Raw genomic sequence first — 24,858 nt, 5'->3', positions numbered from 1 at the left:
GTCTTTCTAATGAGTTGTTTAAGCACTTTTCATTGTAGGTCATATGGAACTTTTTTTCTACACTCAAAAGGCTCTATAATCTCCATGGTGGATTTACCCACTACAGAAATTATAGAGCCGCTTTTTTCATATTACTAGCTGTTTAATTTTTCACTATTTGAATATGTGTATGAATCAAAATTTTGTCTATCTGTTGTGTTCATCGAAAATATGCTATAATTATAGAGAAACTTTGAAATGGAGGAAAGGAATGAAGATTTTAGAGACTGATGTCCGTCATGTGGCAAAGTTATCTAAACTAGCTTTTACTGATGAAGAAACAAAAAACTTTGCAATGACTCTGTCTAAAATTGTTGATATGGTAGAGTTACTAAAAGAAGTTGATACCACTGGTGTGCCAGCGACCACCACTATGGCCGAGACTAGAAATGTCATGCGTGACGATGTGGCAGAGAAGGGCTGGAATCGTGAAGAGCTCTTCAAAAATGTACCGAGCCACGAGAACAATTTAATCAAGGTTCCAGCTATGCTGGACGGTGGAGGTGACGCTTAATGACCTTTAATCACAAGACAATAGATGACTTGCATGATCTCTTGGTCAAGAAAGAAATTTCTGCCCTTGAGTTGACCCAAGCAACCTTTGAAGACATCAAGAGTCGGGAAGAGGCAACAGGTGCCTTTCTCAGTCTCAATGAGGAAGAGGCGCTAGCGGCCGCTCGCCGTCTGGACGAGCAAGGCATTGATGCCACTAACGTCATGGCTGCCATCCCTGTAGCGGTCAAGGACAATATTTCTACCAAGGGAATACTCACGACAGCGGCCTCCAAAATGCTGGAGAATTATGAGCCGATTTTTGATGCCACAGCCGTTGAGAACCTCTATGCTAAGGATATGATTGTCATCGGGAAGACCAATATGGATGAGTTTGCTATGGGAGGGTCTAACGAGAACTCTGCCTTCAAGCCTGCCAAAAACGCTTGGGACCAGACCAAGGTAGCTGGAGGGTCATCTGGTGGTTCCGCGACAGCTGTGGCTTCTGGTCAGGTGCGCTTATCGCTGGGTTCTGATACGGGAGGTTCTATTCGCCAGCCAGCGGCCTTTAATGGAGTGGTCGGTATGAAGCCTTCCTACGGTCGTGTTTCTCGTTATGGTCTGATTGCCTTTGGGTCTTCGCTGGATCAAATTGGGCCATTTGCACCAACGGTCAAGGAAAATGCTCAGTTGCTCAACGTGATTGCTAGTCATGACAAGCGTGATGCCACATCAACAGCTAAGGGACTCAGCGATTTTACAGCCATTATCGGACGAGACATTAAGGGGATGAAAATTGCTCTGCCTAAGGAGTATCTGGGAGAAGGCATTTCACCAGCCATTAAAGAAAATATTCTAACCGCAGCCAAACACTTTGAAAGTCTGGGGGCTATCGTGGAAGAAGTCAGCCTACCTCATAGCAAGTATGGTGTAGCGGTCTACTACATCATCGCCTCCTCTGAGGCTTCCAGCAACCTTCAACGGTTTGATGGCATTCGCTACGGTTATCGCACGCCTGAGGTGACCAACCTTGAGGAGCTTTATGTTAAATCGCGGAGCGAAGGTTTCGGCGAGGAAGTGAAGCGTCGGATTATGCTGGGCACCTTTAGCCTGTCAGCAGGTTACTATGATGCCTACTTCAAAAAGGCTGGACAGGTGCGAACCTTGATTATCCGTGATTTTGAGCAGGTCTTTGCAGACTATGACTTGATTTTGGGACCGACTGCCCCTGATCTGGCTTATGGTTTGGGTACACAAAATCACGACCCTGTGGCCATGTACCTGGCTGATTTGTTAACTATTCCAGTTAACCTGGCAGGTCTGCCAGCCATTTCCATCCCATCAGGTTTTGTGGACGGTTTGCCTGTCGGTCTACAACTGATTGGACCTAAATACAGCGAAGCCCTGATTTACCAAGCGGCTGCAGCCTTTGAAGCAACAACTGACCACCACACCAAACAGCCGGTGATTTTTGGAGGTGATGCCTAATGAATTTTGAAACCATTATTGGATTGGAAGTTCATGTCGAATTGAACACCAATTCCAAGATTTTCTCGCCCTCGTCTGCGCATTTTGGGCAAGAGCCAAATGCCAACACCAACGTGATTGACTGGTCCTTCCCTGGGGTGCTTCCTGTCATGAACAAGGGGGTCATTGATGCAGGGATTAAGGCAGCTCTAGCGCTCAACATGCAGATTCATCAGATTATGCACTTTGACCGTAAGAATTATTTCTACCCTGATAACCCCAAGGCCTACCAAATTTCTCAGTTTGATGAGCCGATTGGCTATAACGGCTGGATTGAGATTGAACTGGAGGACGGCTCAACCAAGAAAATCCGTATCGAGCGTGCCCATCTGGAAGAAGATGCTGGGAAAAATACCCACGGGATAGACGGCTATTCCTATGTTGACCTCAACCGTCAGGGTGTGCCTTTGATTGAGATTGTGTCTGAGGCGGATATGCGTAGCCCTGAGGAGGCCTATGCTTACCTGACTGCCCTCAAGGAGATTATCCAGTACACGGGCATTTCTGATGTCAAGATGGAAGAAGGCTCCATGCGGGTGGATGCCAACATTTCCCTGCGCCCTTATGGTCAGGAAAAATTCGGCACCAAGACCGAGCTCAAAAACCTCAACTCCTTCAACTTTGTCCGTAAGGGTTTGCAGTTTGAAATTGAACGCCAGGCCAAAGTCCTCCGTTCAGGTGGTGAGATTCGTCAGGAAACCCGCCGTTATGATGAGGCCAGTGGTGAAACTATCCTCATGCGGGTCAAAGAAGGCTCCGCCGACTACCGCTACTTCCCTGAGCCTGACCTGCCGATTTACGAGATTAACGACGCTTGGATTGAGGCTATGCGCAAGGAACTCCCTGAGTTTCCAAACGCTCGCAGGGCTCGCTACATAGCAGAGCTGGGGCTGACCGCCTACGATGCTGGTCAGTTGACAGCGACTAAGGTAACCTCTGATTTCTTTGAACAGGCTGTCGCTATTGGTGGTAATGCTAAGTTGGTCTCCAACTGGCTTCAGAGCGATGTTGCTCAATACCTCAACACTGAGCAAACCACTCTGGATAAGATTGCCTTGACCCCAGACAATTTGGTTGAGATGTTGACCTTAATCGACGATGGCACCATTTCCTCAAAAATCGCCAAAAAAGTCTTCGTCCATCTGGCTAAAAACGGCGGCTCAGCTAAAACCTACGTTGAGCAAGCAGGTTTGGTGCAGATTTCTGACCCAGCCGTCTTGATTCCGATTATTCACGAGGTCTTTGCCCAGCAGGAAAAAGCCGTCGCAGACTTCAAGTCAGGCAAGCGCAACGCCGACAAGGCCTTTACAGGCTTCCTCATGAAAGCTACCAAAGGTCAAGCCAACCCACAAGTGGCTCAAGAACTCTTGGCTCAGGAATTGCAGAAGTTGTTGGATTAGTAAATAAAAAGATTGTAGATTTTCTTATCTTCAATCTTTTTGTTTTTTATCAAGTGAGTTATAAAGCAGAACGCCTTGGGCATTGAGATGATTAATTAAAAAAAGTTAAATTTGACAAGATTTTTAAAGGAGTTTTTCGAATAAATAAGTGAGAGCAATGAGCCTCAAAAAAGTTATTGATAAGGAGATGTCTGATGACAGCATTATCTAAATCTTTTTATAGTTACTTGTTTTCTCTCGAAGAGAAATATCAAAAAACCATTGAAAACCGTTGGGTTTGGATAGTTGTTGGCCTTGTTGTTTTGGCGGCAATTGGGTGGTATGCTTGGTATTGTACAAGTCGTGGTCGAAGTTTTGCATTTAATGTAAAATTTAATTGGCCACGATCAGGTCAAATGGGAGTGGCTTGTAACTAGATTAATTAAAAAGCTCAGGGACGCATAGTCCCTTGAGTTTATTGTGAGGATATCAAATGTTGGAAATAAGAAATCTATCGAAGCGCTTTGGACAAAAACAGGTTATTGATGATTTAAATACCATCTTCCCCTCCAACGGCGTTTATATTATTGTTGGTACAAATGGTTGTGGAAAAACAACCTTTATGAATATGGTAACGAATTTACTCAAGCCAGATTCTGGAACCTTAATCTATGAGGGACATGACGTTGGTACAAGGGAATATAAAAAATCAATTTTCTATATTCCCTCTGATTTCTATTTACCAGAATATTTGACAGCGAATGAGTATCTTCAAATGATGCTTGCCTATTACCCTAAAGCCAGCATGGATCAGGTTGATTTTTTGTTCGATGTGCTTGATTTAGAAGAAAGTCGCTACCAATTACTAGAAACCTTCTCGTTCGGAATGAAGAAAAAAATTCAATTGTTGACAGCTATTGCTGCTGGAACAGACTATGTTTTTGCAGATGAATTATTTGGCGGGTTAGATTTTGATACGGTCATCTTAGTCCAAGAATTGCTAAAAGAATTACAATTAACAAGGGCGTTTGTGCTTGTTTCACATGACCTCAATACACTCCTGTCTTTTCCACGAAATATTTATATTATGAGTTGCGGAAAACTGTCTAAATTTGAAGGAAAAGTCGAAATGATTGCTGAAGCAATTAAAGGTACAGGAGGTTTAGATGCAAAATTACAGAACATTCGCCAACAGTTTTCATCTCATCAAATTATATCTTAGGGATTCTTTACAAGGACTTTTGAGGCAGTCTTTTTTGAAGAACACCAAGAGTCGCTATGCTATTTTATTAGCATCAATGTTAGCTTATTTAGTTTATTTTTATATAAATGTTGTGGAATATTCGAAACTGTCACATATTGGGCAGCAATATAGCTTTGAAGAGCTGAAGACAATTATTTTAGTATCTATTAGTAGCTATAATAATTTGGCCGTCATAGCTGGTCTGTTTATTTTTCTGTTTATAAACACAACCGTTAAACTGACTCCAAGTTCGCTATTTATGTCCAAGGTATTACCATTTCATGAGAAGGAAGTTTATTTATCAGTAAAATGGTTTAAGCTTGGAATGGCTCTATGTTGTTTTGAATTCTTTTTCATTATTTTAATACCAGGGCTCAGTTTATTACGCTCTCCATTAGCTGCGATTTGCTTGTTTTTTTCCACACACTGTTTCTTTTTAAGTTCCTACTTGCTGTCAAATTGGATTTATATCTTGTCCCTTAAATACCTTCCATTATCGGCAAAAAGCAATCACTTGTTGATAACGATAACTTATTTTATCTGTGCGTTAATTTGCTCATTTTCTCTTAGGTTTCAAATTGACAGTTATTTAGCTAAACGCTCATTGTCCCCAGAGATGCTAGCCAGTGCTTCCTTGTTGGTATCTGTAGTGGGCCTAGTCTTACTGTCTGTTCTTGATAGAACACAACTTGATCTTGTTTTCTTAAAGCAATCCTTTCTGAAAGTTCCGCCCTTAGCTTTTTTGAAAAGACGGGTGAAGTGGGCTAGTTTAGCCATTATTCGGACAAAATTTTTCTTGTATAGTCTGTTATTGATCCTGTTCATCGGTTGTTATGCCTGGTTTAGTGATGGTATGGAGTTAGCGGCTCATCATCTTATTAATTTTTGGCCATTTTTGAGTATTGCTTTTGTTTATTATGCTGATTCAACACTGAAACACCGAACGATTTATACTCATTTAGGAATAGAAACTAAAGAGGAAGTTATCACACTAGTCACAGCAATACTGGTCTTTCAATTTCCAACGGCTTTGCTTTCAATTTATCTGAAAATGCCCCCAGTTGCTTTCCTACAAGGAGTGACACTTAGTCTAGCTAGTTTGGTTATTGGATTTTTATTTCCTCGTTCAACAAGCAGTAGCAATGAGATGGTCTCTTTGTTGTTAATTGTTCTTGTTGTGATATTGATGTTATTGATGATTAGCTTTCCTCTATCCTTGCTTCCGATAGCAGGATTGCTACTGATATTATTAATCTATGTGATTAAAAAAGAAACGGAGAATAGATGATGAAAAACTATTTACAACAAGTAGTGTATGCTAGTTTGATTTGGTTAATGGCGTTTATGATGACCTCTGGGATGACTTTATTTCGGCTTTATAACGACACTCAAGAGACTATTATGGGGTTGAGAATTCAAAATATTGATACCCCAGAGACTTTAACAAACTTCTTTTCTGTGACACAACGATTTTATATAGTCTATTTAGCAGTAGTATCTATTTGGTTGGTTGTTTACACCCTGATTCGGTATTTGAAGAAAAAATGATGGCATTATTCTTGACCGTTATCACCACGCTGTGTTTTTCAGTAATTCTGCATGAATTTTTGCATTGGCTAGTTGCTGTCAGCCTGGGGTATCGTCCAATACTCAAATGGATTTTCTTTGCTCCTGCCATTTGCTATCCAAATCAGCAAAATCATTGGCATAATTTATGTATTGCTGGTTTAGCACCTTTGAGTTTAGTGGTTCTTGGGCAATTTATTCCAGCTTATAATTTATTTAGTTTTTTGTTGAAACTATTTTTTCTCGCAAATTTATTTAATTTATTACCGTTTACCAATGATGGTGAAGTTATTTTATTGTCGTTATATCACATTTGGAGGAGAACAAATGAGAAAAAGCTTGATTAGTTTGGTCGTGTTTGTGCTATCATTAGTTGCTGTCACGTTAGTGGCGTTTAAACAGCCAGTAAGTTATGGAGAACGGTATGGAAGTGAGCAGGTGTTTGTTAAGTTGGAAACTTCTGATATTATTCAGAAAATCCAAAGTAAGGAAGCTGGTTTGTACTATTTTGGGTTTGAAACATGTCCATGGTGTAGGGAGTTAAAACCTGTTCTAATGGAAGAGCTTAGTTTATCAAATCAGGTTGCTTATAACATTGATACCAAATCTGAGAATTTTTCCGAGGATGTGAAACAAGTTGTGTCAGATATCTATATTGAACATTTTGATGGTGATAGACTTTATGTTCCCTTTTTAATAGCTATTAATAGCCAGGGAGAGTTCAAAGTACACACCGGAACTGTTGAGGGACATAATGCGAAGCAAGAGAAGATGAGTGATGAGGAAATTGAAAAATTAAGGCAGGATTTGAAAGGTTTAATTAATCATCTGGAGCAATAATGCTCTTTCAAAAATAGAATAAATGATGTTGTAACAATGTGGTTGTTCTAAAAGCAGATATGGGAAAGATCAAGCCAACCCAACCCACAAGTGGCTTAGGAATTGCAGAAGTTGTTGGATTAAACAAGCCCCATAGAACTGGTATAAATATGCTAAGTTAAACGAAAAACTAGAACTGTTTGTATCATAAGTTCTAGTTTTTTTATTTATCCAAAAGCTTCAATAGCAGCAATCAATGTCAATTTGTCGTCGTTAACCAAGTCCCGACCGTAATGGTCCAAAAAAGTATCGCTATATTGGTCTGTTCCCAGGTTATAGTTGAGCGACCAGATGGCCCAGTAGAGGTTGATGTGGCGGTCGGATAGACCAGCCAACCCCAAGTCAATCAGGGCGGTTAAGTTGAGCTGGTCATCAAAGAGGACATTTGGCAGGCAGTAATCCCCATGAATCAGGGCATCAGCCTGCAAGAGGTCTTGCTGCTCTGCCATGAGGGCGTAAGCCTCTTCACGGCAACTAATGCCAAATCGAGTCAGGACGGTCAAGGTAGGCGTGGGCAGGTTGCCCGTCGCCAGCTCTGGTCAGCAGGTAATCGCGGTCGTCAGTAATATAAAGTACGACTTCTACACCCAGTCCTTGCTGGAAGAACCAATCCGCCCACTGGGCTTCACGGGCCAGTGCGTTTGGGGAGTCCACCTTTAAAAAATAGCCTGTACTCAATGCCCAGACAGTGGCAGTTGAGCGAGAACTGCAGTCCTGAACGTTTGCTCCTGCCAGGTAGGGGGCGAGGACTTTGGGGAAATCATGTGGATTTAAGTTGGTCATGGCGGTCTCCTTTTCTGCCATTATACCACGTTTTCCGTGGTATTTACTAGGACAAAGTGGTACAATAAACCTATGATATTACGAGAAAAACAACGCTTTCCCTCGAAAATCAAGCGGATGGGGATTAACGGTGAAGGAATTGGGTTTTACAAGAAAACCTTGGTCTTTGTCAAGGGTGCCCTGAAAGGTGAGGAGGTTTATTGTCAGGTCACACAGGTGCAGAAAAATTCCAGCCCAGAGGCTATGAGGCTTACGACATTCGCCCGACCATCGGCATGGACAAGCCTGTTCACTACCGTGCCAAGTTGCAGTTTCAGACCCGTTCTTTTGGTGGTTCGATCAAGGCGGGACTTTATGCTGAGGGTAGTCACCGCTTGATTGACATCAAGGACTGTCTAGTGCAGGATAAGCTGACGCAGGACATTATCAACAGCACGGTTCAGCTACTGGACAAGCACAAGGTGCCCATCTACAATGAGCGCAAAGTCGCAGGGGTGCGGACGGTCATGGTGCGTCGGGCAGTAGCGACCGATCAGGTTCAGATGATTTTTGTCACCAGCAAGGCGGTCAGACTGACAGGGGTGATTAGGGATTTGACCACCGCCTACCCAGAAATCAAGACCGTAGCAATCAACCTCAACACCAGCAAATCCAGCGAGATTTATGGCGAGCAGACAGAGATTGTCTGGGGACAGGAGACCATTCAGGAAGAGGTGTTGGACTACGGCTTTGCCCTGTCTCCTCGGGCCTTTTACCAGCTCAATCCCCAGCAAACCAATGTCCTCTATGGTGAAGCAGTGAAGGCCTTAGATGTGACGGCGGACGATGACTTGATCGACGCTTACTGTGGGGTTGGGACGATTGGATTTGCCTTTGCGGATAAGGTGAGAAGCGTCTGTGGCATGGACATTGTCCCAGAAGCCATCGCAGATGCTAGGCAAAATGCAGCAGCCATGGGCTTTGACAACACCTACTACGAAGCGGGCAAGGCAGAGGACATCATTCCGAAGTGGTATGCGTCAGGCTACCGTGCCACAGCCCTCGTCGTCGACCCACCGAGAACTGGCTTGGATGACAGGCTTCTTGATACCGTGCTCCGCTATGCCCCTGAAAAAATGGTCTACGTCTCCTGTAATGTCTCGACCTTGGCGCGTGACTTGGTCAAGCTGAGCGAGGTCTACGAGGTCAAGTATATCCAGTCCGTCGATATGTTTCCCCATACTGCACGAACCGAGGCGGTGGTGAAACTGGTTCGCAGGTAGTCCACTCGTTATTCTTGTTTCTTGAGCCCGGGCTTCAACAGTTATTAGGATTGTTGTACTTCTGCATACCACTAGGACTGAGGCGGTGGTGAAACTACAACTAAGGGCTTTTTAAAAATCTATGATTTTAAGCTCTTTTTCAGGTATTTTGCAGTTGTAGATGGTGGTCTTTGAAGACTTTAAAGTCCCCAAAAGGATCTTGATGAGGATATTTTTACCTTGCCTGCCTGTGGAAGACAAGATAATCAAGTGATTAGGTAAATGAGAGAACATAAGTGTTCTCATTTTTTAACTGAGAGAACATTTTATTTCAGCATTTTATACATGTCCTATAGAAAAATAGCACACCAAATTCGAGTTTTTGAAGGGGATTGTCTATATTTTTTTTCGAGTGAGTATCTTATACTGAATATGTCAAGCGAAATAAGTTAGAAAGGAGTTACGAATGGGAACCTCACTTGTCTTCATGTTTTCAGTTTTTGTAGCTGGGATCTTATCTTTCTTTTCTCCCTGCATCTTTCCGCTTTTGCCCGTCTATCTGGGGATTTTGCTGGATGAGAGCAAGGAGCGAACAGTTTCCCTCTTTGGTTTTTCTATTAACTGGTACAGCTTGCTCAAGACCGTAGCCTTTATGGCTGGTTTGTCTTCTGTTTTTCTGTTACTAGGTTTTGGTGCAGCCAGTCTGGGAAGTCTGTTCAACAGCCCAACTTTCAGAGTGGTCATGGGGCTGATCATTATTGTTCTTGGGCTCCACCAGATGGAATGGATTAACATTGCTAGCCTGCAAAAACAGAAACAGCTTCGCTTTAATTTCCAAACTAAAAAAGGTGTCTTGTCAGCATTTTTATTGGGCTTAACCTTTAGCTTTGGCTGGACCCCTTGTGTTGGCCCTGTGCTAGGCTCTGTTCTAGGATTGGCTGCTTCAGGCGGAGGCAGTTCGGTACAAGGGGGGCTTTTGCTTCTGGTTTATACACTGGGTTTGTCTTTGCCATTTCTACTCATCACTTTGTCAAGCTCTGCCCTTGTCAAACAGTTTAATAAACTAAAACCACACATGGTCACCATGAAAAAGGTCGGTGGAGCCTTGATTATCCTAATGGGAATTATCCTCGTTTTAGGAAAGGTCGATGCCATTACTGCATTTTTCGAAACAATTTTTAACTAACTATTTTACATAAAGGAGTACACATATCATGAAAAAATTACAAACAGTCGCTATCTTACTTGCTTGCGGTACTTTCTTAGCAGCTTGCTCACCCCAGCCTAAATCTGATAATAAAAAGACAGACGAGTCCTCTATGATGGAGAAAAAGGACAAGATGTCCGACGACAAAATGAAAAACGACAACATGTCAGATGATAACATGAAAGACGACAAGATGTCAGATGACAAGATGTCTGATGACAAAATGTCTGATGACAAAATGTCCGATGACAACATGAAAGATGATAAGATGTCAGACGATAAAATGTCCGATGACAAGATGGAAGACGACAAGATGTCAGATGGAGAAAAGAATTAAGGGAGGACGTTTATGAAAAAACTCCAACTACTGACAATCGCTTTAGCTTGTACAGGCTTGTTAGCAGCCTGCTCTACGCAAATAAAAACAGATAATCAAAAGGCAGAAACAGCTAAAATGGCAGACAAACAAGATGATCAACAGATGAATGATGGCAAAGAAGCGTCCGATTTTAGTTTGATGGGTGTGGATGGAAAAACCTATACTTTGTCAGATTTTAAGGGGAAAAAAGTTTATCTCAAGTTTTGGGCATCATGGTGTCCTATCTGCTTAGCTGGATTAGAAGAAGTCGATGGCTTAGCTAAGGATGCACCGGCAGACACGGTCATTCTCTCAGTTGTTTCTCCTAATAAAAAAGGCGAACAATCAGAAGAAGAGTTTAAGAAATGGTACAAAGAACTTGGTCACAAGAACTTGCCAGTCCTCTTAGATCCAAGTGGAAAACTGATTGAAGAATACGGTGTTCGTGTCTATCCGACCTCGGCGTTCATTGGGAGCGATGGTGTTGTTGCAAAGGTGATGCCTGGTCATATGGAGAAAACAGAAATTGTTCAAACGCTTGAAACGATTAAATAATAAAGAAATGGAGGTCAGTGTATGCAACCTCAACTGAAATCATTTTTAGTAGGAGTGACTATTTTAGGGCTCATTGTCTTATCGGCTTTTATCTTTCTGAAGGTGGGGTCAAAGACCGATAGTGAGAAGATGAGTACAGCTCCAACTGCCAAGCAAATAAGTACAGAACGTCAATTAAAGGATACGTCTAAGGTGGCTCCTGAAAATCTAAAGGAAATTTATCTGGCAGGAGGGTGCTTTTGGGGAGTGGAAGCCTACTTTGAACGGGTAGATGGAGTGGTAGATGTCACGGTTGGCTATGCTAACGGTAAGAGTGATACCACCAACTATAAGTTAATTGGTCAGACAGGGCATGCAGAGACTGTTCACATTCAGTACGACAAGAGTGAAATCACTTTGCGTGACTTGCTCCTGCATTACTTCCGTATCATTGATCCAACAAGCAAAAATAAGCAAGGCAATGATGTCGGAAGTCAATACCGAACAGGTATCTACTATACAGATAAAGAGGATGCGCCGATCATCAAACAGGCCTTAAACGAACTAAGTCAGAAATTTGACAAGCCTATCGTGGTTGAGAATGTACCACTTGATCACTATGTCTTAGCAGAAGACTATCATCAAGATTACCTCAAGAAAAATCCAAATGGCTACTGTCATATCAATGTCAATGATGCGGTTTACCCTGTCATCGATGAAAGTAAATATAAAAAGCCAAGTGATGAAGAAATTAAGGAAAAATTAACCAAGGAAGAGTACGATGTCACCCAAAACAATGCTACAGAGAGAGCCTTCTCCAATCGTTATTGGGATCAGTTTGAAGATGGTATTTATGTGGATGTTGTGACAGGAGAACCCCTCTTTTCTTCCAAGGATAAGTTTGAATCAGGCTGTGGTTGGCCAAGTTTCTCTCGACCTATTAGCCCAGATGTCGCTCGTTATAAAGAAGATACAAGCTACAATATGACACGGACGGAAGTACGGAGTCGCGTTGGGGATTCCCACCTAGGGCATGTCTTTACAGATGGACCAGAAGATAAGGGAGGTCTTCGCTACTGTATCAATAGCTTATCGATTAGATTTATCCCGAAAGCAGAGATGGAAGCTAAAGGATATGGTTACCTCCTAGCCTATGTTTAGTCTTTCTGTTATAATAAGGACAAAGCGAACAAAAGAAGGTGAAGATCATTTATTCTATACTGATAGTAGAAGACGAATACCTTGTTCGACAAGGTATTTGTTCTTTGATTGATTTTAAAAAATTTCAAATTGACCGTGTCGCTGAGGCAGAAGATGGCCGCAAGGCTTGGGAACTCTTCCAAGACCAGCCATTTGATATCGTCTTGACAGACATCAATATGCCCAAAATGAACGGAATTCAATTAGCGCAATTGATTAAAGAAGAGCGCCCAGCCTGTCATCTTGTTTTTTTGACAGGCTATGATGAGTTTGACTATGCTCTTTCTGCACTCAAGCTAGGCGCAGATGACTATCTACTCAAGCCCTTTAGTAAGGCAGATGTGGAAGGCATTTTATCAAAAATCCAAGATAAGCTAGATCAAGATGTAAAAAAAGAAAAGCTGGAAAAGTACATCAGGCAAGAAGACTATTCGGACTTGCAGAAAAAGATTCGCGACCATTTAGGTGACAGCGATTTTTCGCTCAAGCATCTGGCAGATGACCTAGGCTTTAGCCCCAATTATCTTAGCGTCCTCATCAAGAAGGACGTGGGGATGAGTTTTCAGGATTATCTCAACCAAGAACGAATGCGGCAAGCGAAATTCTTATTGTTGACAACCGATTTAAAAATTTATGAAATTGCTGAAAAAGTTGGCTTTTGGGATATCAATTATTTCTCTCAACGCTTCAAGCAGACAGTTGGTGTGACACCGCGACAATTTCGGAAAGGAGAAGGTGAATGAGAAAACATTCCTTGGCAGTGCAATTATTTCTCTATAGTTTTTTAGTGATGATGGCTCTCCTTGGGGTGGTCGGAACCTTCTATTACCAGACGAGTTCTACTGAAATTGGGCATCTGATCGAGCAGAAAACGCGCGATAGTTTGCAGCAGAGTGGCTCATTCATTACTTCCTATCTGAACAAGCTAAAGCAGACAACCAATAGTTTGGCAGGGAATCGGTTACTGAAAGAGTATATTGCTCATCCTGATGAAGATCACAAAGAGGCGTTGCTCTTTTTGATGAATAGCTTGCTTATGGGAGATGTTGATTTGGTCTCTGCCGTCTTAGTGACCAAAGAAGGTCAGGTGGTTTCGACAGATAGCCAGCTCACCATGAAAACTTCTAGTGATATGATGGCGGAATCTTGGTATCAAGCAGCCATTGACCAGAAAGCCATGCCTGTTTTGACCCCTGCTCATAAGGAATCTCTGACCCAAAAGGGAGAACAATGGGTTATTTCGATTACACGAGAGATTGAGGACAGCGAGGGCAACAATAAGGGGGTACTACGACTGGATATTGACTATAGTAGGTTAGAAAACTATTTGGACCAGCTAACATTAGGCGATACAGGTTTCGCTTTTATTGTCAATTCTCAGAAAGAGTTTGTCTATCATCCAAAAAAAGAAGTCTATTCCTCTAAGGAGGAGATGGATGCGATGCAGCCATACTTGGTGGTGGAAAATGGCTATACCTCTTCAAAAAAAGAATTCGTCTATCAGATTGAAATTCCAGACAGCCAGTGGACCTTGGTTGGGGTATCGTCTCTTGATGAACTTCACATGGTTCGTCATCAAATCCTATACGCCTTTTTGGGAGCAGGCTTGGTTGCCCTCTTGATTTCTGGCTTGGGTTCAGCTTTGGTCATTCGTATCTGGTTAAAACCGATTCGTGACTTGCAGGAGGTTATTTTGGCAGTCGGGCAGGGGCAGTCACACCTGCGTGCCAAGGAAGTGGGAACGGCTGAACTGTTAGATTTGTCGCGCTATTTCAATAAAATGCTGGATCAAATTGACGCTCTCATGGCTTCTGTCAAGCAACAAGAGCAGGATATTCGGGAGTATGAGCTGGTGGCATTAGCCAGTCAAATCAACCCTCATTTCCTCTACAATACGCTAGATACAATTGTTTGGATGACGGAATTCAATGACCGCAAGCGCGTGGTGGAAATTACCAAGGCATTGGCAAAATATTTTCGCATAGCTCTCAATAATGGCAATGAGCAAATTTGTCTTAAGGATGAGATGGAACATGTCCGTCAGTATCTCTTTATTCAAAAGCAGCGCTATGGCCATAAGCTCAACTATGAACTCCATGAATTGTCAGCCTATGCAGACTATCAAGTACCCAAGTTAATTTTACAGCCGATTGTCGAAAATGCCATTTACCATGGTATCAAGGAAGTCGAGCGTGATGGGCTGATTGAAGTTACTGTTAGTGAAACAGCAGAGCACCTACGCATTGACATTCGTGATAACGGTAAAGGGATGGATAGTCAAAATAAGGCAACGGGGACAACAAAAACCGTCCATCAAGGCGGAGTTGGTCTTAAAAATGTCGATCAGCGCCTAGCTCTGCAATTTGGCAAGGACTACCACATGGAAATTACCTCTGAAAAAGACCACTTTACACAGGTTAGCCTCTTTTTGCCCAAGCGAGTCAAAGAACTGTAATTTTTAAATGTTCAGCATGCTCTTTCTTTCCAATCATGTTCTAAAGGATAGAAAAAAGATCGAATTGAAATTTTAGAAGCTCTTCCTTTTACGTCCTGATTTTTAAGTTCAGGCTGAGATAAAAATGTCACTATCGCCATTTAATCAAGGCTCGGTGGTTGAGGGGTTCAGGACGGGAAAACCTGAGAAGGGCACAGCAACTCACCCCTATGCGGAGGTGGGAGTGAATCGTCTGGTAGACTATCTCCCCATCTCATCCACCATTACAGCGGCTAACAGAGCTCTCTGCACCTTCTTAGAAAGTGTCTTCAAGTGACGTGAGTTGTCGCAGTTACTGAACATGGGCGTCAGGAAAATTAAGTTGTCCTTCCTTAGCTGGGGATTGGTAGCTGATGACTCAACGTCTGATCGACAAGGAACGCCAAAAAGAGTCACATGACATCGGAAAAAAACTGGACATTGGACTTGCGATGACGTTGACGATACTGGTATCCATCTTGATGGTTGTAGATCTTATCCACAGGTCATCTGTTTACTTTCTGAAATTCAGGCTTGTGACAAAAGATATTTCTTTGAAACGAGGTATCAAAAAGATAATCACAAATTCACAAAAAATACTTGCTAAACGAATCTAGACATGCTATAATAAGTTTACGGGAGTCTGTGAACAGGCTGAGAGGCAACTGGTAGTTGCGACCGCACCTGATCTGGGTCATGCCAGCGTAGGGAAGAAATCACTTGGATTTTTTGCGTGTTCAAACTAACCTCCCGTATCATGGATATAGGAGGTTTTTTGTGTGTTAAATGCCAGTATCGCCCTGCAAATCCTACCCCTGGGGACACATGAACGCTTGGCGACGATTGATCGGGTGATTGTCTATCTCAAGAGCCGTCACCCAGATGTGGTTGTGACGCCCTTTGAGACGGTCATCGAGGGAGACTATGAGGAGTTGATGGTGACCCTCAAAGGAGCGATTGAACTAGCTGGTAAGGACTGTGACAATGTCTTTGCCAATGTGAAAATCAATTATGGAAGGATTTTAAGTATTGCAGAAAAAATCGACCAGTATATTTGACCGCTGGGTAAGTTTTTTGACCATCATCGGTCTCTTGGTGGTCTGGCAACTAGCGGGTGAGCTGGGCTGGCTTCCCAAGTTTATCTTGCCGACACCCCTTCAGATCCTGCAAGCCTTTGTGCGAAACAGTGACCAGCTGATGTTTCACACCAAGGTGACCTTGCTGGAAGCGGTGGTGGGCTTGAGTTATGGGGTGGTCATCGCCTGCTTGCTGACCCTTGTCATGGATGCCTTTCCCCTTTTTCACAAGGCCATTTATCCGCTTTTGGTCATCACCCAGACCGTGCCAACCATTGCGCTTGCACCGATATTGGTGCTGTGGCTGGGCTATGGCATGGCGCCCAAGATTGTCCTGATTGTCCTGACCACGACCTTTCCTATCGTGGTGGCGATTTTGGATGGCTTTCGCCAAGCAGATGAGGATACCATCCAGCTGCTGAGGCTGATGAATGCCAGTAAGTGGCAGATTCTCTGGCATGTGAAAATCCCGACCAGCCTTAGTTATTTTTATGCGGGCTTGCGGGTCAGCGTGTCTTATGCCTTTATCGCAGCGGTCGTGTCTGAGTGGTTGGGTGGCTTTGAGGGGCTGGGGGTCTACATGATTCGGACCAAAAAGCTTTTTCAGTACGATACCATGTTTGCGATTATCCTCTTGACCTCTCTGGTCAGCCTTGGCTCTATGCAGCTGGTTAAGTGGAGCGAAAAATACCTTATGAAATGGAAATACATTGGAGAAAAGAAATGAAAAAACTGCTTACTGCCCTTGTGGGCTTTATCGGAACCCTCTGTTTAGTGGCTTGCTCGTCTGGGAATGAGGCTGCTCAGTCGGACCTCAAGAAGGTAGATTTTATCCTCGACTGGATACCCAACACCAATCACACAGGTCTCTATGTAGCTAAGGAGCTCGGCTATTTCGACGAAGTCGGTATCGACCTCGACATCAAGCTGCCGCCAGAAGACAGCTCGTCTGACCTTATCATTAACAATAAGGCGCCGTTTGGCATTTACTTCCAAGACAGCATGGCCAATAAGCTGTCCAAAGGTGCTCCGATAACGGCTGTTGCTGCCATCATCGAGCACAACACTTCTGGTGTCATCTCAACAAAAAAAGCAGGTGCTGCAGAGCCCAAAGACATGGTTGGCAAGAAGTATGGCACATGGAATGACCCGATTGAGCTGGCCATGATTGAGACGCTTTTGAAGAAGCAGGGGGCGGATGTCAAGTCCGTGGAGCTAGTGCCAAACACCGACAGCAATTCCATCACAGCTATGGAAAATGGCGTTTTTGACATGGCCTGGATTTTCTACGCCTGGGACGGTGTCTTGGCAGAAAGTCAAGGGGTTCAGACTAACTTCTTCTACCTGAAAGACTATGCCGCAGAGCTGGACTACTATACGCCTGTCATCATCGCCAACAATGATTATCTGGAGAAACATCCAGAGGAAGCCAAAAAAGTCCTTTCTGCCATCAAAAAAGGCTATCAATATGCCATGGACAACCCAGAAGAAGCTGCTAAAATCCTCATCAAGCATGTCCCAGAATTGGAAGGGCAAGAAGACTTTATCATCGCTTCCCAAGAGTATTTGGCTGGTCAATACGCAACCGACAAAAGCAAGTGGGGCTACATCTCGCCTGACCGCTGGAATGCCTTCTACAGCTGGGTCAATGACAACAAGCTGACCGAAACCCCGCTCAAGGCTGACCAAGGCTTCAGCAACGACTACCTCGACTGATGAGTATGCTAAACGTAACAGGCGTCTCCCACGCCTACGGTAAGCAAGCAGTGCTGGCAGACATTGACTTGACGGTCGAACGAGGAGAGATTGTTGCTCTCATCGGCACTAGCGGTGTTGGCAAGACCACTCTTTTTAACCTGATTGCAGGGATTGAAGCTCTACAAAAGGGGGAGATAAGAATCGATGGGAGCAGGGATTTTGTCGGCAAGGTCAGCTACATGCTTCAAAAAGACCTGCTCCTAGAGCACAAGACGGTTCTGAAAAATGTCGCCCTGCCTCTCATTATCAAAGGCGTCAAAAAAGCAGAAGCCTACGATGAAGCCAGACAACTCTTGGAGCGGTTTGGTCTACTGAACTACCAAGACCGCTACCCGCAGGAATTGAGCGGTGGTATGCGACAGCGGGTGGCGCTGCTTCGCACCTACCTCTTCAAGCACAAGCTTTTCTTGTTGGACGAGGCGTTTTCTGCCCTTGATGCCCTGACCAAGCGGGAGCTTCATGGTTGGTATCTGGACACCCAGCGTGAGCTGGGGCTGTCGACCCTCCTTATCACCCACGACATTGATGAAGCTCTGACGCTCAGCGACCGCATCTATGTCCTACGTCCTCGTCCCGGTCGGGTCATGGCAGAGCTGACCATCGAGCGAGACGACGGACAGCTACCAGCTGATAGACACTTGGCTTACAAAGAGCAAATTTTGCAGGTCTTGGGATTTGACAGATGAACCAATTCTATGATTGCCACACGCATGTCGCGTCTTTGGAGGATTTGAAATTTTATCAGACATACGGCATCACTCCCTGCCTTAATGTATCTAGTCTGGCAGAATATGAGACGATCACACAGTGGCAGGCTGATTTGGCAAATCAGTCTGGTCATCTGCTACCAGTTGTCCTCAGTGTTGGCTGCCATCCTTGGCGAGCTGACCGATTTGAGCAAGATTTTGAGAACCAGTACGAAGAACTGATTAAACAAGCAACGCTAGTGGGTGAGATTGGGCTCGATAGGGTCTGGACTGATTTACCATTGTCTGTGCAGGAGCGCCGCTTCTTGCAGTCTCTTGAGTTGGCGGTTAAGCATCAGAAACCCCTCCTCCTTCATACCAAGGGTTGTGAAGGTGACCTCCTCAGTCTCTTACAAGGGATTGACGTTCCTATCATTCTGCATTGGTACAGTTGTAGAGCCTATGTGGTAGATTATCTGGCCTTGGGGGCTTATTTTACCATCGGGCCTGCGATCTTAACAGACCCTGTCGTTCAGGCGTTGGTGCGTGAAGTAGCACTGGAGAGGCTGTTGTTAGAGAGCGATGGCAGAGTGGCACTTGACTGGCTGGTTGCTAAACAGCTGTCTTATCAGGAAATGAGAGATTTGATTGTGGCTACCGTTGAGACCATAGCCAGACTAAAACAGCTCTCTGTCGTTCAGGTACAAAGGCAGCTCGCCCAAAACGCCTATCAGCTCTTGATGACTTAATCTATGACCACCTTGTCAAAGCAATCTTTGGCAAGGTTTTTTATCATGTGCTATCATTTGGCGACGACAAGAGGATAAATTATGGTAAAATAGGAATACTAAACACGATAAGAACCGCAGAGAGGAGAATGCGATGTCAGATTTATTTCGACAGTTGATGAGCCAGATTGCCCTGCCTGATGAGGTGATGGCGACATCGGTTTTTCAGACTGGGCAGATTGCCAGCGTTCAGGTGCATAGCCAGAGCCGTCGCTGGGATTTTAGTCTTCGGTTTGACCAGTTGCTGCCTGTGGCGCATTACCGCACCCTGCGTCAACTGCTGGAGACAACCTTTGCTCAAGCAGACATTGGGGTATCTTTAGAGATTTTGGTCAATGAGCCGAGCTTCTCAGCAGCTGTTTTGGAGGCTTATTATCGCGAGGCTTTTGCTTTTTCTCCCTGTAATCATGCTAGCTTTCGCGCAGCCTTTGCACAGTTAGCTGTCCGCCATGAGGACGACCAGCTGGTGATTGAAACCCCTGAGTTTCTGTCGCTAGCACATTTTCAGGACAAGCATCTGCCCAATCTTGTTCAGCAGTTGGAAGACTTTGGCTTTCCAAAATTGACTGTTCGCCTTGAGCCCTGTGCTAAGACCACAGAAGCACTGGTCAGCTCCTTTGAGACCAGCCGTGAGGAGCTAATCAACCAAGCTGCTAGCTCTGCTATTGCCGCCCAAAAATCCCTAGAAGCTAGCGTGCCTCCGCCTGAAGAAGTCAAGCCTGCCTTTGACTTTAAGGAGCGCGCCAAGACCCGTCAAGCAGGCTTTGAAAAAGCAGAGATCACGCCCATGATTGAGGCGTTGGAGATGGAGGGCGAGCGCCCTGTCTTTGAAGGGGTGGTCTTTGATGTGGAGAAGAAAACCACACGGACCGGTCGCCACATCATCAATTTCAAGATGACCGACTACACCTCCAGTTTTGCCCTGCAAAAATGGGCTAAGGACGATGAGGAACTCAAAAAATACGATATGGTAACAAAAGGGGCCTGGCTCCGTGTCCGCGGGCAAATCGAGAACAACCCCTACACCCGTAGCCTGACCATGAATGTGCAAGATGTCAAAACCATCGTCCATCATGAGCGCAAGGACTTAATGCCAGAGGGGGAGAAGCGGGTCGAGTTCCACGCTCACACCAACATGTCCACCATGGATGCCCTACCAACTGTTGAGGACTTGATTGCGACTGCTGCCAAGTGGGGGCACAAGGCGATTGCCATCACCGACCACGGTAATGTACAGAGTTTCCCCCACGGCTACCATGCTGGCCGTAAAAACGGCATCAAGGTCATCTACGGTCTCGAAGCCAATATCGTTGAGGACAAGGTGCCCATCACCTATAATGACGCTGATGTTGACCTCCACGAAGCGACCTATGTCGTTTTTGACGTGGAGACGACAGGACTATCTGCCGTTCACAATAAATTGATCCAAATCGCAGCTTCCAAGATGTACAAGGGTAATATCGTTGAACAGTTTGACGAGTTCATTGATCCTGGTCATCCCTTGTCTGCCTTTACCACTGAGCTGACGGGGATTACTGACAACCACATTCGAGGGGCTAAGCCGATTGAGCAGGTCTTAGCTGAGTTTCAGGCCTTCTGTGAGGGCTCTGTCATCGTCGCCCACAATGCCACCTTTGACGTGGGCTTTATGGATGCCAACTACGAACGTTACGGTTTCCCACTCATCAGCCAGCCAGTGATTGACACGCTGGAATTTGCCCGTAATCTCTACCTAGACTACAAGCGTCACGGTTTAGCAGCTTTGACCAAACGGTTTGGGGTGTCTCTGGAACATCACCACATGGCCAACTACGATGCCGAGGCGACAGGACGGTTGCTCTTTATCTTCCTAGCGGAGGTCAGAGAAAAGCATGGCTTGACTAATCTCCTTGAGCTCAATACCAAGCTGGTGGCAGAGGATTCCTACAAGAAAGCTAAGGTCAAGCATGCCACGGTCTACGTGACCAACCAAGTCGGGCTGAAAAATATCTTTAAGCTCGTCAGTTTATCCAACGTCAAGTATTTTGATGGCGTAGCGCGGATTCCTAGGACGGTTTTGGATGAGCACCGCGAGGGGCTGATACTGGGCACGGCTTGCTCGGAAGGCGAGGTCTTTGACACCCTGCTCTCCCAAGGGAAGGAGGCTACCCTCAAGGTTGCTGGCTATTACGACTTTATCGAGGTGATGCCACCTGCGCTTTACGCCCCCTTGGTTGCCAAGGATAATATCAAGGATATGGCAGCGGTTGAGGAGCTGATCCGAGACCTGATTGACATCGGTCGTCAGTTGGACAAGCCAGTCCTTGCGACAGGTAACGTTCATTACCTCGAACCTGAACACGAGATTTACCGTGAAATCATCGTCCGCAGTCTGGGGCAGGGGGCTCAGATTAACTGGACGATTGGTCGTGGTGAGAATGCCCAGCCTGCTCCCCTGCCTAAGGCTCATTTCCGCACCACCAACGAGATGTTGGACGAGTTTGCCTTTTTGGGCAATGAGCTGGCGCGGGAGATTGTTATCACCGCTCCAAACGCCTTGTTAGATCGATTTGAAGAGGTCGAAGTGGTCAAAAAAGACCTCTATACCCCTTACATCGAAAAGGCTGAGGAAACCGTTGCTGAGTTGACTTATCAAAAGGCTTTTGAAATTTATGGCAATCCCCTGCCAGATATTATTGATTTACGGATTGAAAAGGAGCTAACCTCCATTCTAGGTAACGGTTTTGCCGTGATTTACCTGGCCTCCCAGATGTTGGTGAACCGCTCCAACGAGCGAGGCTATCTGGTCGGATCGCGGGGCTCGGTTGGATCAAGTTTTGTCGCCACTATGATTGGCATCACCGAGGTCAACCCCATGCCGCCCCACTATGTTTGCCCGAACTGTCAGAAGTCTGAATTTATCACCGACGGTTCTTACGGATCAGGCTATGACTTGCCCAATAAGGACTGTCCAGATTGTGGCACTCGGTATAAAAAGGATGGTCAGGATATTCCCTTTGAAACCTTCCTTGGGTTTGATGGCGACAAGGTGCCTGATATTGATTTGAACTTCTCAGGAGATGATCAGCCGTCTGCCCACAACGACGTGCGGGATATTTTTGGTGACGATTATGCCTTTCGTGCAGGAACAGTGGGTACGGTAGCGGATAAGACGGCCTACGGCTTTGTCCGTGGATATGAGCGCGACTATGGCAAATTTTACCCTGAAGCTGAGGTTGATCGCCTGTCCAAAGGGGCAGCTGGAGTCAAACGAACGACAGGTCAGCACCCTGGAGGTATCGTTGTTATCCCAGACTACATGGATGTCTATGACTTTACCCCTGTGCAGTACCCAGCTGATGATGTCACGGCTAGCTGGAAAACCACTCACTTCAACTTCCACGATATTGATGAGAACGTGCTCAAGCTCGATGTGCTGGGGCACGATGACCCGACCATGGTGCGTAAACTCCAAGACCTGTCAGGGATTGACCCTAAGGATATTCCTGCTGACGACCCAGGGGTTATGGCCCTCTTTTCTGGGACGGAGATTTTGGGAGTAACCCCAGAGCAGATTGGGACAGCGACAGGGATGCTTGGCATTCCAGAGTTTGGGACAAACTTTGTTCGAGGGATGGTGGATGAGACCCATCCAACCACCTTTGCTGAGCTGCTCCAGCTATCTGGCCTTTCCCATGGAACGGACGTTTGGCTGGGTAATGCCCAAGACTTGATTAAGGAGGGCATTGCTACCCTAAAAACCGTTATCGGTTGTCGGGACGACATCATGGTTTACCTCATGCACGCCGGACTTGAGCCCAAGATGGCCTTTAACATCATGGAGCGGGTACGTAAAGGAGCTTGGCTGAAAATTTCTGAGGAGGAGCGCAACGGTTATATCCAAGCCATGCGTGATAACAATGTGCCTGACTGGTACATCGAATCCTGTGGAAAAATCAAGTATATGTTCCCTAAAGCTCACGCAGCAGCCTATGTGCTCATGGCGCTCCGAGTGGCCTATTTCAAGGTGCATCACCCGCTTTATTACTACTGTGCTTATTTCTCCATCCGTGCCAAGGCTTTTGAACTTAAGACCATGTCAGGTGGCCTCGAAGCTGTCAAGGCGCGCATGGCGGATATTCAAGAAAAGAAGAAAAATAATGAGGCCAGCAATGTAGAAAATGACCTGTTCACCACCTTGGAGCTGGTTAATGAAATGCTGGAGCGCGGCTTTACTTTTGGCAAACTCGATCTTTATAAGAGCGATGCCATCGAGTTCCAGATTGAAGGAGATATCTTAATTCCGCCATTTGTCGCCCTTGAGGGCCTGGGGGAGAACGTTGCTAAACAGCTGGTTGCGGCGCGTGCCGAAGGGGAATTTCTCTCCAAAACTGAACTCCGTAAACGCGGTGGTTTATCATCAACGCTGGTGGATAAGATGACTGAGATGGGGATTCTGGCAGGTTTGCCAGAGGATAACCAGCTTAGTCTGTTTGATGATTTACTTTAAAAAAGAAGGATACGAATGAAAAAGAAAAATATACTTGTTGAGTTCTAAAAGGAATTGGAGTGGTGATCTTATCAACACTTTTATGGGTTCTCATCTTTTCCTTTGCCTCACCTGTAGAGTCAGAGACAGTTGTCGAACCCTTTCCGGGATTCTTTGTTGGTGCAGGTCTTGTGACCAGCTTAATCTGGCATATGGTGTCACAATATAACCAAATTCGGCGCACCGAGCAAGCAGCAAAAGCTAGTAAAAGCCATATTAAGATCATCGAAGAACGTAACGAAGCTTTGTTAGATAAGGCCAACCGCTTTGTTGATAAGCATCAAGGTCTTGAAAAAGAAACCATTCTTGATTTGAATAAATCAGTTTCTAAAGTCCGTAGGTCTGAAGAAAAAACGGTGATGAAATCTAGTAAAGTGGAGACGTCTGAAGAGTTTGGACAATTTTTACGAGGCATGCCAGAACTTTTGGCCAACAAAAATGTGGAACGACTCTTGCAGGAAATTTTTGAGACAGAGAACAATCTTGCCCAGTGGAAACTCTCTTACAACTACCAAGTAGAGGAGTATAACACAGCTATTCATCAGTTTCCAATTAGTATCATTACTAAGCTGGTTGGCTTGAAGGATATGGAATTTTACAAGGAAAAACCAGTAGCCGATTTTACAGATGAAATGCTAGGGATTTAAACTATCTGGCTCTTTGTCAACTGTAGTGGGTTGACCCACTTAACACCGAGAGAGGACAGTTCTTGTCTTCTCTCGTTTTATGTTTATGGCAATGAAAATGCGAGTTTTGTCTTTTCAAAGTNACTTAACACCGAGAGAGGACAGTTCTTGTCTTCTCTCGTTTTATGTTTATGGCAATGAAAATGCGAGTTTTGTCTTTTCAAAGTTTCTGAAACCAAAGGCGTTGCGCTTAATAACCTTGATGATGTTGTTGGTCGCCTCTAGTTTAGCGTTTGAGTAAGGCAGTTTCAAGGCGTTGACAATCTTGTCTCTATTCTTCAAGAAAGTCTTAAAAACTGTCTGAAAGACAGGATTAACGCTTGAAATCGTCTCCTCAATCAGCCCAAAGAGCTGGTCAGCTTGCTTTTCTTGAAAATGAAACAGGAGCAGTTGATAAAGTTCGTAGTGTTCTTTT

Annotated in this window: 22 protein-coding genes, 3 pseudogenes and 1 riboswitch; of the genes and pseudogenes, 23 read left to right on the top strand and 2 right to left on the bottom strand. The window is 44.8% G+C overall.

Annotated features, from left to right (window positions below; translation table 11 throughout):
- The first annotated feature begins 250 nt into the window (after positions 1-250).
- The 9 genes from gatC to ACERC5_RS07640 all read left to right on the top strand — a co-directional run bounded on the left by gatC (position 251) and on the right by ACERC5_RS07640 (position 7,086).
- Positions 251-553, top strand: coding sequence for an Asp-tRNA(Asn)/Glu-tRNA(Gln) amidotransferase subunit GatC (gatC, locus tag ACERC5_RS07680; protein ID WP_373660522.1), 303 nt, complete (start codon positions 251-253; stop codon positions 551-553).
- Complete coding sequence (gene gatA / locus ACERC5_RS07675) at positions 553-2,019, top strand: Asp-tRNA(Asn)/Glu-tRNA(Gln) amidotransferase subunit GatA (protein WP_373660521.1); 1,467 nt, start codon at positions 553-555, stop codon at positions 2,017-2,019. The genes gatC and gatA overlap by 1 nt, the downstream gene beginning before the upstream one ends.
- Entirely contained in the window at positions 2,019-3,458 is a 1,440-nt protein-coding gene (gatB, locus tag ACERC5_RS07670) for an Asp-tRNA(Asn)/Glu-tRNA(Gln) amidotransferase subunit GatB (RefSeq protein ID WP_373660520.1), read from the top strand. Before gatA ends, gatB begins: the two co-directional genes overlap by 1 nt.
- A gap of 194 nt (positions 3,459-3,652) precedes the next feature.
- Positions 3,653-3,874: a hypothetical protein gene (locus ACERC5_RS07665; RefSeq protein ID WP_373659281.1), complete on the top strand. Its 222-nt coding sequence runs from the start codon at positions 3,653-3,655 to the stop codon at positions 3,872-3,874.
- Between the two features lie 56 nt (positions 3,875-3,930).
- A complete protein-coding gene (locus tag ACERC5_RS07660) occupies positions 3,931-4,659 on the top strand; it encodes an ATP-binding cassette domain-containing protein (protein WP_373659282.1) in 729 nt (242 codons plus the stop codon).
- Complete coding sequence (locus tag ACERC5_RS07655) at positions 4,604-5,968, top strand: hypothetical protein (protein ID WP_373659283.1); 1,365 nt, start codon at positions 4,604-4,606, stop codon at positions 5,966-5,968. Before ACERC5_RS07660 ends, ACERC5_RS07655 begins: the two co-directional genes overlap by 56 nt.
- A complete protein-coding gene (locus ACERC5_RS07650) occupies positions 5,968-6,228 on the top strand; it encodes a hypothetical protein (RefSeq protein WP_373660519.1) in 261 nt (86 codons plus the stop codon). The genes ACERC5_RS07655 and ACERC5_RS07650 overlap by 1 nt, the downstream gene beginning before the upstream one ends.
- Positions 6,225-6,593 (top strand): hypothetical protein, encoded by a 369-nt coding sequence (locus ACERC5_RS07645; RefSeq protein ID WP_373659285.1) that lies wholly within the window; start codon positions 6,225-6,227, stop codon positions 6,591-6,593. Before ACERC5_RS07650 ends, ACERC5_RS07645 begins: the two co-directional genes overlap by 4 nt.
- Entirely contained in the window at positions 6,574-7,086 is a 513-nt protein-coding gene (locus tag ACERC5_RS07640; protein ID WP_373659286.1) for a transporter accessory protein, read from the top strand. The genes ACERC5_RS07645 and ACERC5_RS07640 overlap by 20 nt, the downstream gene beginning before the upstream one ends.
- Positions 7,087-7,292: 206 nt before the next feature.
- On the opposite strand, the pseudogene ACERC5_RS07635 reads toward ACERC5_RS07640, so the two are convergent.
- Positions 7,293-7,932, bottom strand: a pseudogene (locus ACERC5_RS07635) (phosphotransferase).
- Between the two features lie 48 nt (positions 7,933-7,980).
- On the opposite strand from ACERC5_RS07635, the pseudogene rlmD reads away from it, so the two are divergent.
- The 14 genes and pseudogenes from rlmD to ACERC5_RS07565 all read left to right on the top strand — a co-directional run bounded on the left by rlmD (position 7,981) and on the right by ACERC5_RS07565 (position 24,404).
- Positions 7,981-9,170, top strand: a pseudogene (gene rlmD, locus ACERC5_RS07630) (23S rRNA (uracil(1939)-C(5))-methyltransferase RlmD).
- 445 nt (positions 9,171-9,615) lie between these two features.
- The gene (gene ccdA2, locus ACERC5_RS07625; RefSeq protein ID WP_373659287.1) at positions 9,616-10,335 is read left to right on the top strand and encodes a thiol-disulfide oxidoreductase-associated membrane protein CcdA2; all 720 of its coding nucleotides are present in this window, start codon (positions 9,616-9,618) and stop codon (positions 10,333-10,335) included.
- Positions 10,336-10,363: 28 nt separating this feature from the next.
- Positions 10,364-10,693, top strand: a complete 330-nt coding sequence (locus tag ACERC5_RS07620) for a hypothetical protein (RefSeq protein ID WP_373659288.1) — start codon at positions 10,364-10,366, stop codon at positions 10,691-10,693.
- A 12-nt stretch (positions 10,694-10,705) separates the two neighbouring features.
- The gene (locus ACERC5_RS07615) at positions 10,706-11,269 is read left to right on the top strand and encodes a redoxin family protein (protein ID WP_373659289.1); all 564 of its coding nucleotides are present in this window, start codon (positions 10,706-10,708) and stop codon (positions 11,267-11,269) included.
- Between the two features lie 21 nt (positions 11,270-11,290).
- Entirely contained in the window at positions 11,291-12,409 is a 1,119-nt protein-coding gene (msrB, locus tag ACERC5_RS07610; protein WP_373659290.1) for a peptide-methionine (R)-S-oxide reductase MsrB, read from the top strand.
- A 47-nt stretch (positions 12,410-12,456) separates the two neighbouring features.
- Complete coding sequence (locus ACERC5_RS07605; RefSeq protein WP_373659300.1) at positions 12,457-13,191, top strand: response regulator; 735 nt, start codon at positions 12,457-12,459, stop codon at positions 13,189-13,191.
- A complete protein-coding gene (locus tag ACERC5_RS07600; RefSeq protein WP_373659291.1) occupies positions 13,188-14,903 on the top strand; it encodes a sensor histidine kinase in 1,716 nt (571 codons plus the stop codon). Before ACERC5_RS07605 ends, ACERC5_RS07600 begins: the two co-directional genes overlap by 4 nt.
- 643 nt (positions 14,904-15,546) lie before the next feature.
- Positions 15,547-15,649: riboswitch (TPP riboswitch) on the top strand.
- 51 nt (positions 15,650-15,700) lie between these two features.
- On the top strand, positions 15,701-15,979 hold the full coding sequence (locus ACERC5_RS07595) for an MTH1187 family thiamine-binding protein (protein WP_373660518.1): 279 nt from the start codon (positions 15,701-15,703) through the stop codon (positions 15,977-15,979).
- Positions 15,951-16,724: an ABC transporter permease gene (locus ACERC5_RS07590; RefSeq protein WP_373659294.1), complete on the top strand. Its 774-nt coding sequence runs from the start codon at positions 15,951-15,953 to the stop codon at positions 16,722-16,724. The genes ACERC5_RS07595 and ACERC5_RS07590 overlap by 29 nt, the downstream gene beginning before the upstream one ends.
- Complete coding sequence (locus ACERC5_RS07585) at positions 16,721-17,713, top strand: ABC transporter substrate-binding protein (RefSeq protein WP_373659295.1); 993 nt, start codon at positions 16,721-16,723, stop codon at positions 17,711-17,713. Before ACERC5_RS07590 ends, ACERC5_RS07585 begins: the two co-directional genes overlap by 4 nt.
- A complete protein-coding gene (locus ACERC5_RS07580; protein WP_373659296.1) occupies positions 17,713-18,441 on the top strand; it encodes an ABC transporter ATP-binding protein in 729 nt (242 codons plus the stop codon). The genes ACERC5_RS07585 and ACERC5_RS07580 overlap by 1 nt, the downstream gene beginning before the upstream one ends.
- Positions 18,438-19,190, top strand: coding sequence for a TatD family hydrolase (locus ACERC5_RS07575; RefSeq protein ID WP_373659297.1), 753 nt, complete (start codon positions 18,438-18,440; stop codon positions 19,188-19,190). Before ACERC5_RS07580 ends, ACERC5_RS07575 begins: the two co-directional genes overlap by 4 nt.
- Before the next feature lie 133 nt (positions 19,191-19,323).
- Entirely contained in the window at positions 19,324-23,718 is a 4,395-nt protein-coding gene (locus ACERC5_RS07570; RefSeq protein WP_373660517.1) for a PolC-type DNA polymerase III, read from the top strand.
- Positions 23,719-23,777: 59 nt separating this feature from the next.
- Positions 23,778-24,404, top strand: a complete 627-nt coding sequence (locus ACERC5_RS07565) for a LemA family protein (protein ID WP_373660516.1) — start codon at positions 23,778-23,780, stop codon at positions 24,402-24,404.
- 124 nt (positions 24,405-24,528) lie between these two features.
- Here the strand turns inward: ACERC5_RS07565 and ACERC5_RS07560 are convergent.
- Positions 24,529-24,858, bottom strand: a pseudogene (locus tag ACERC5_RS07560) (transposase); the annotation flags it as partial.

Origin of the sequence: Streptococcus sp. E24BD (genome assembly GCF_041807825.1) — a bacterium.
GTDB classification, from domain to species: Bacteria; Bacillota; Bacilli; order Lactobacillales; family Streptococcaceae; genus Streptococcus; species Streptococcus entericus.
The sequence above is the reverse complement of the archived record's forward strand: the minus strand, read 5'-3'. Positions and strand labels throughout refer to the sequence as shown.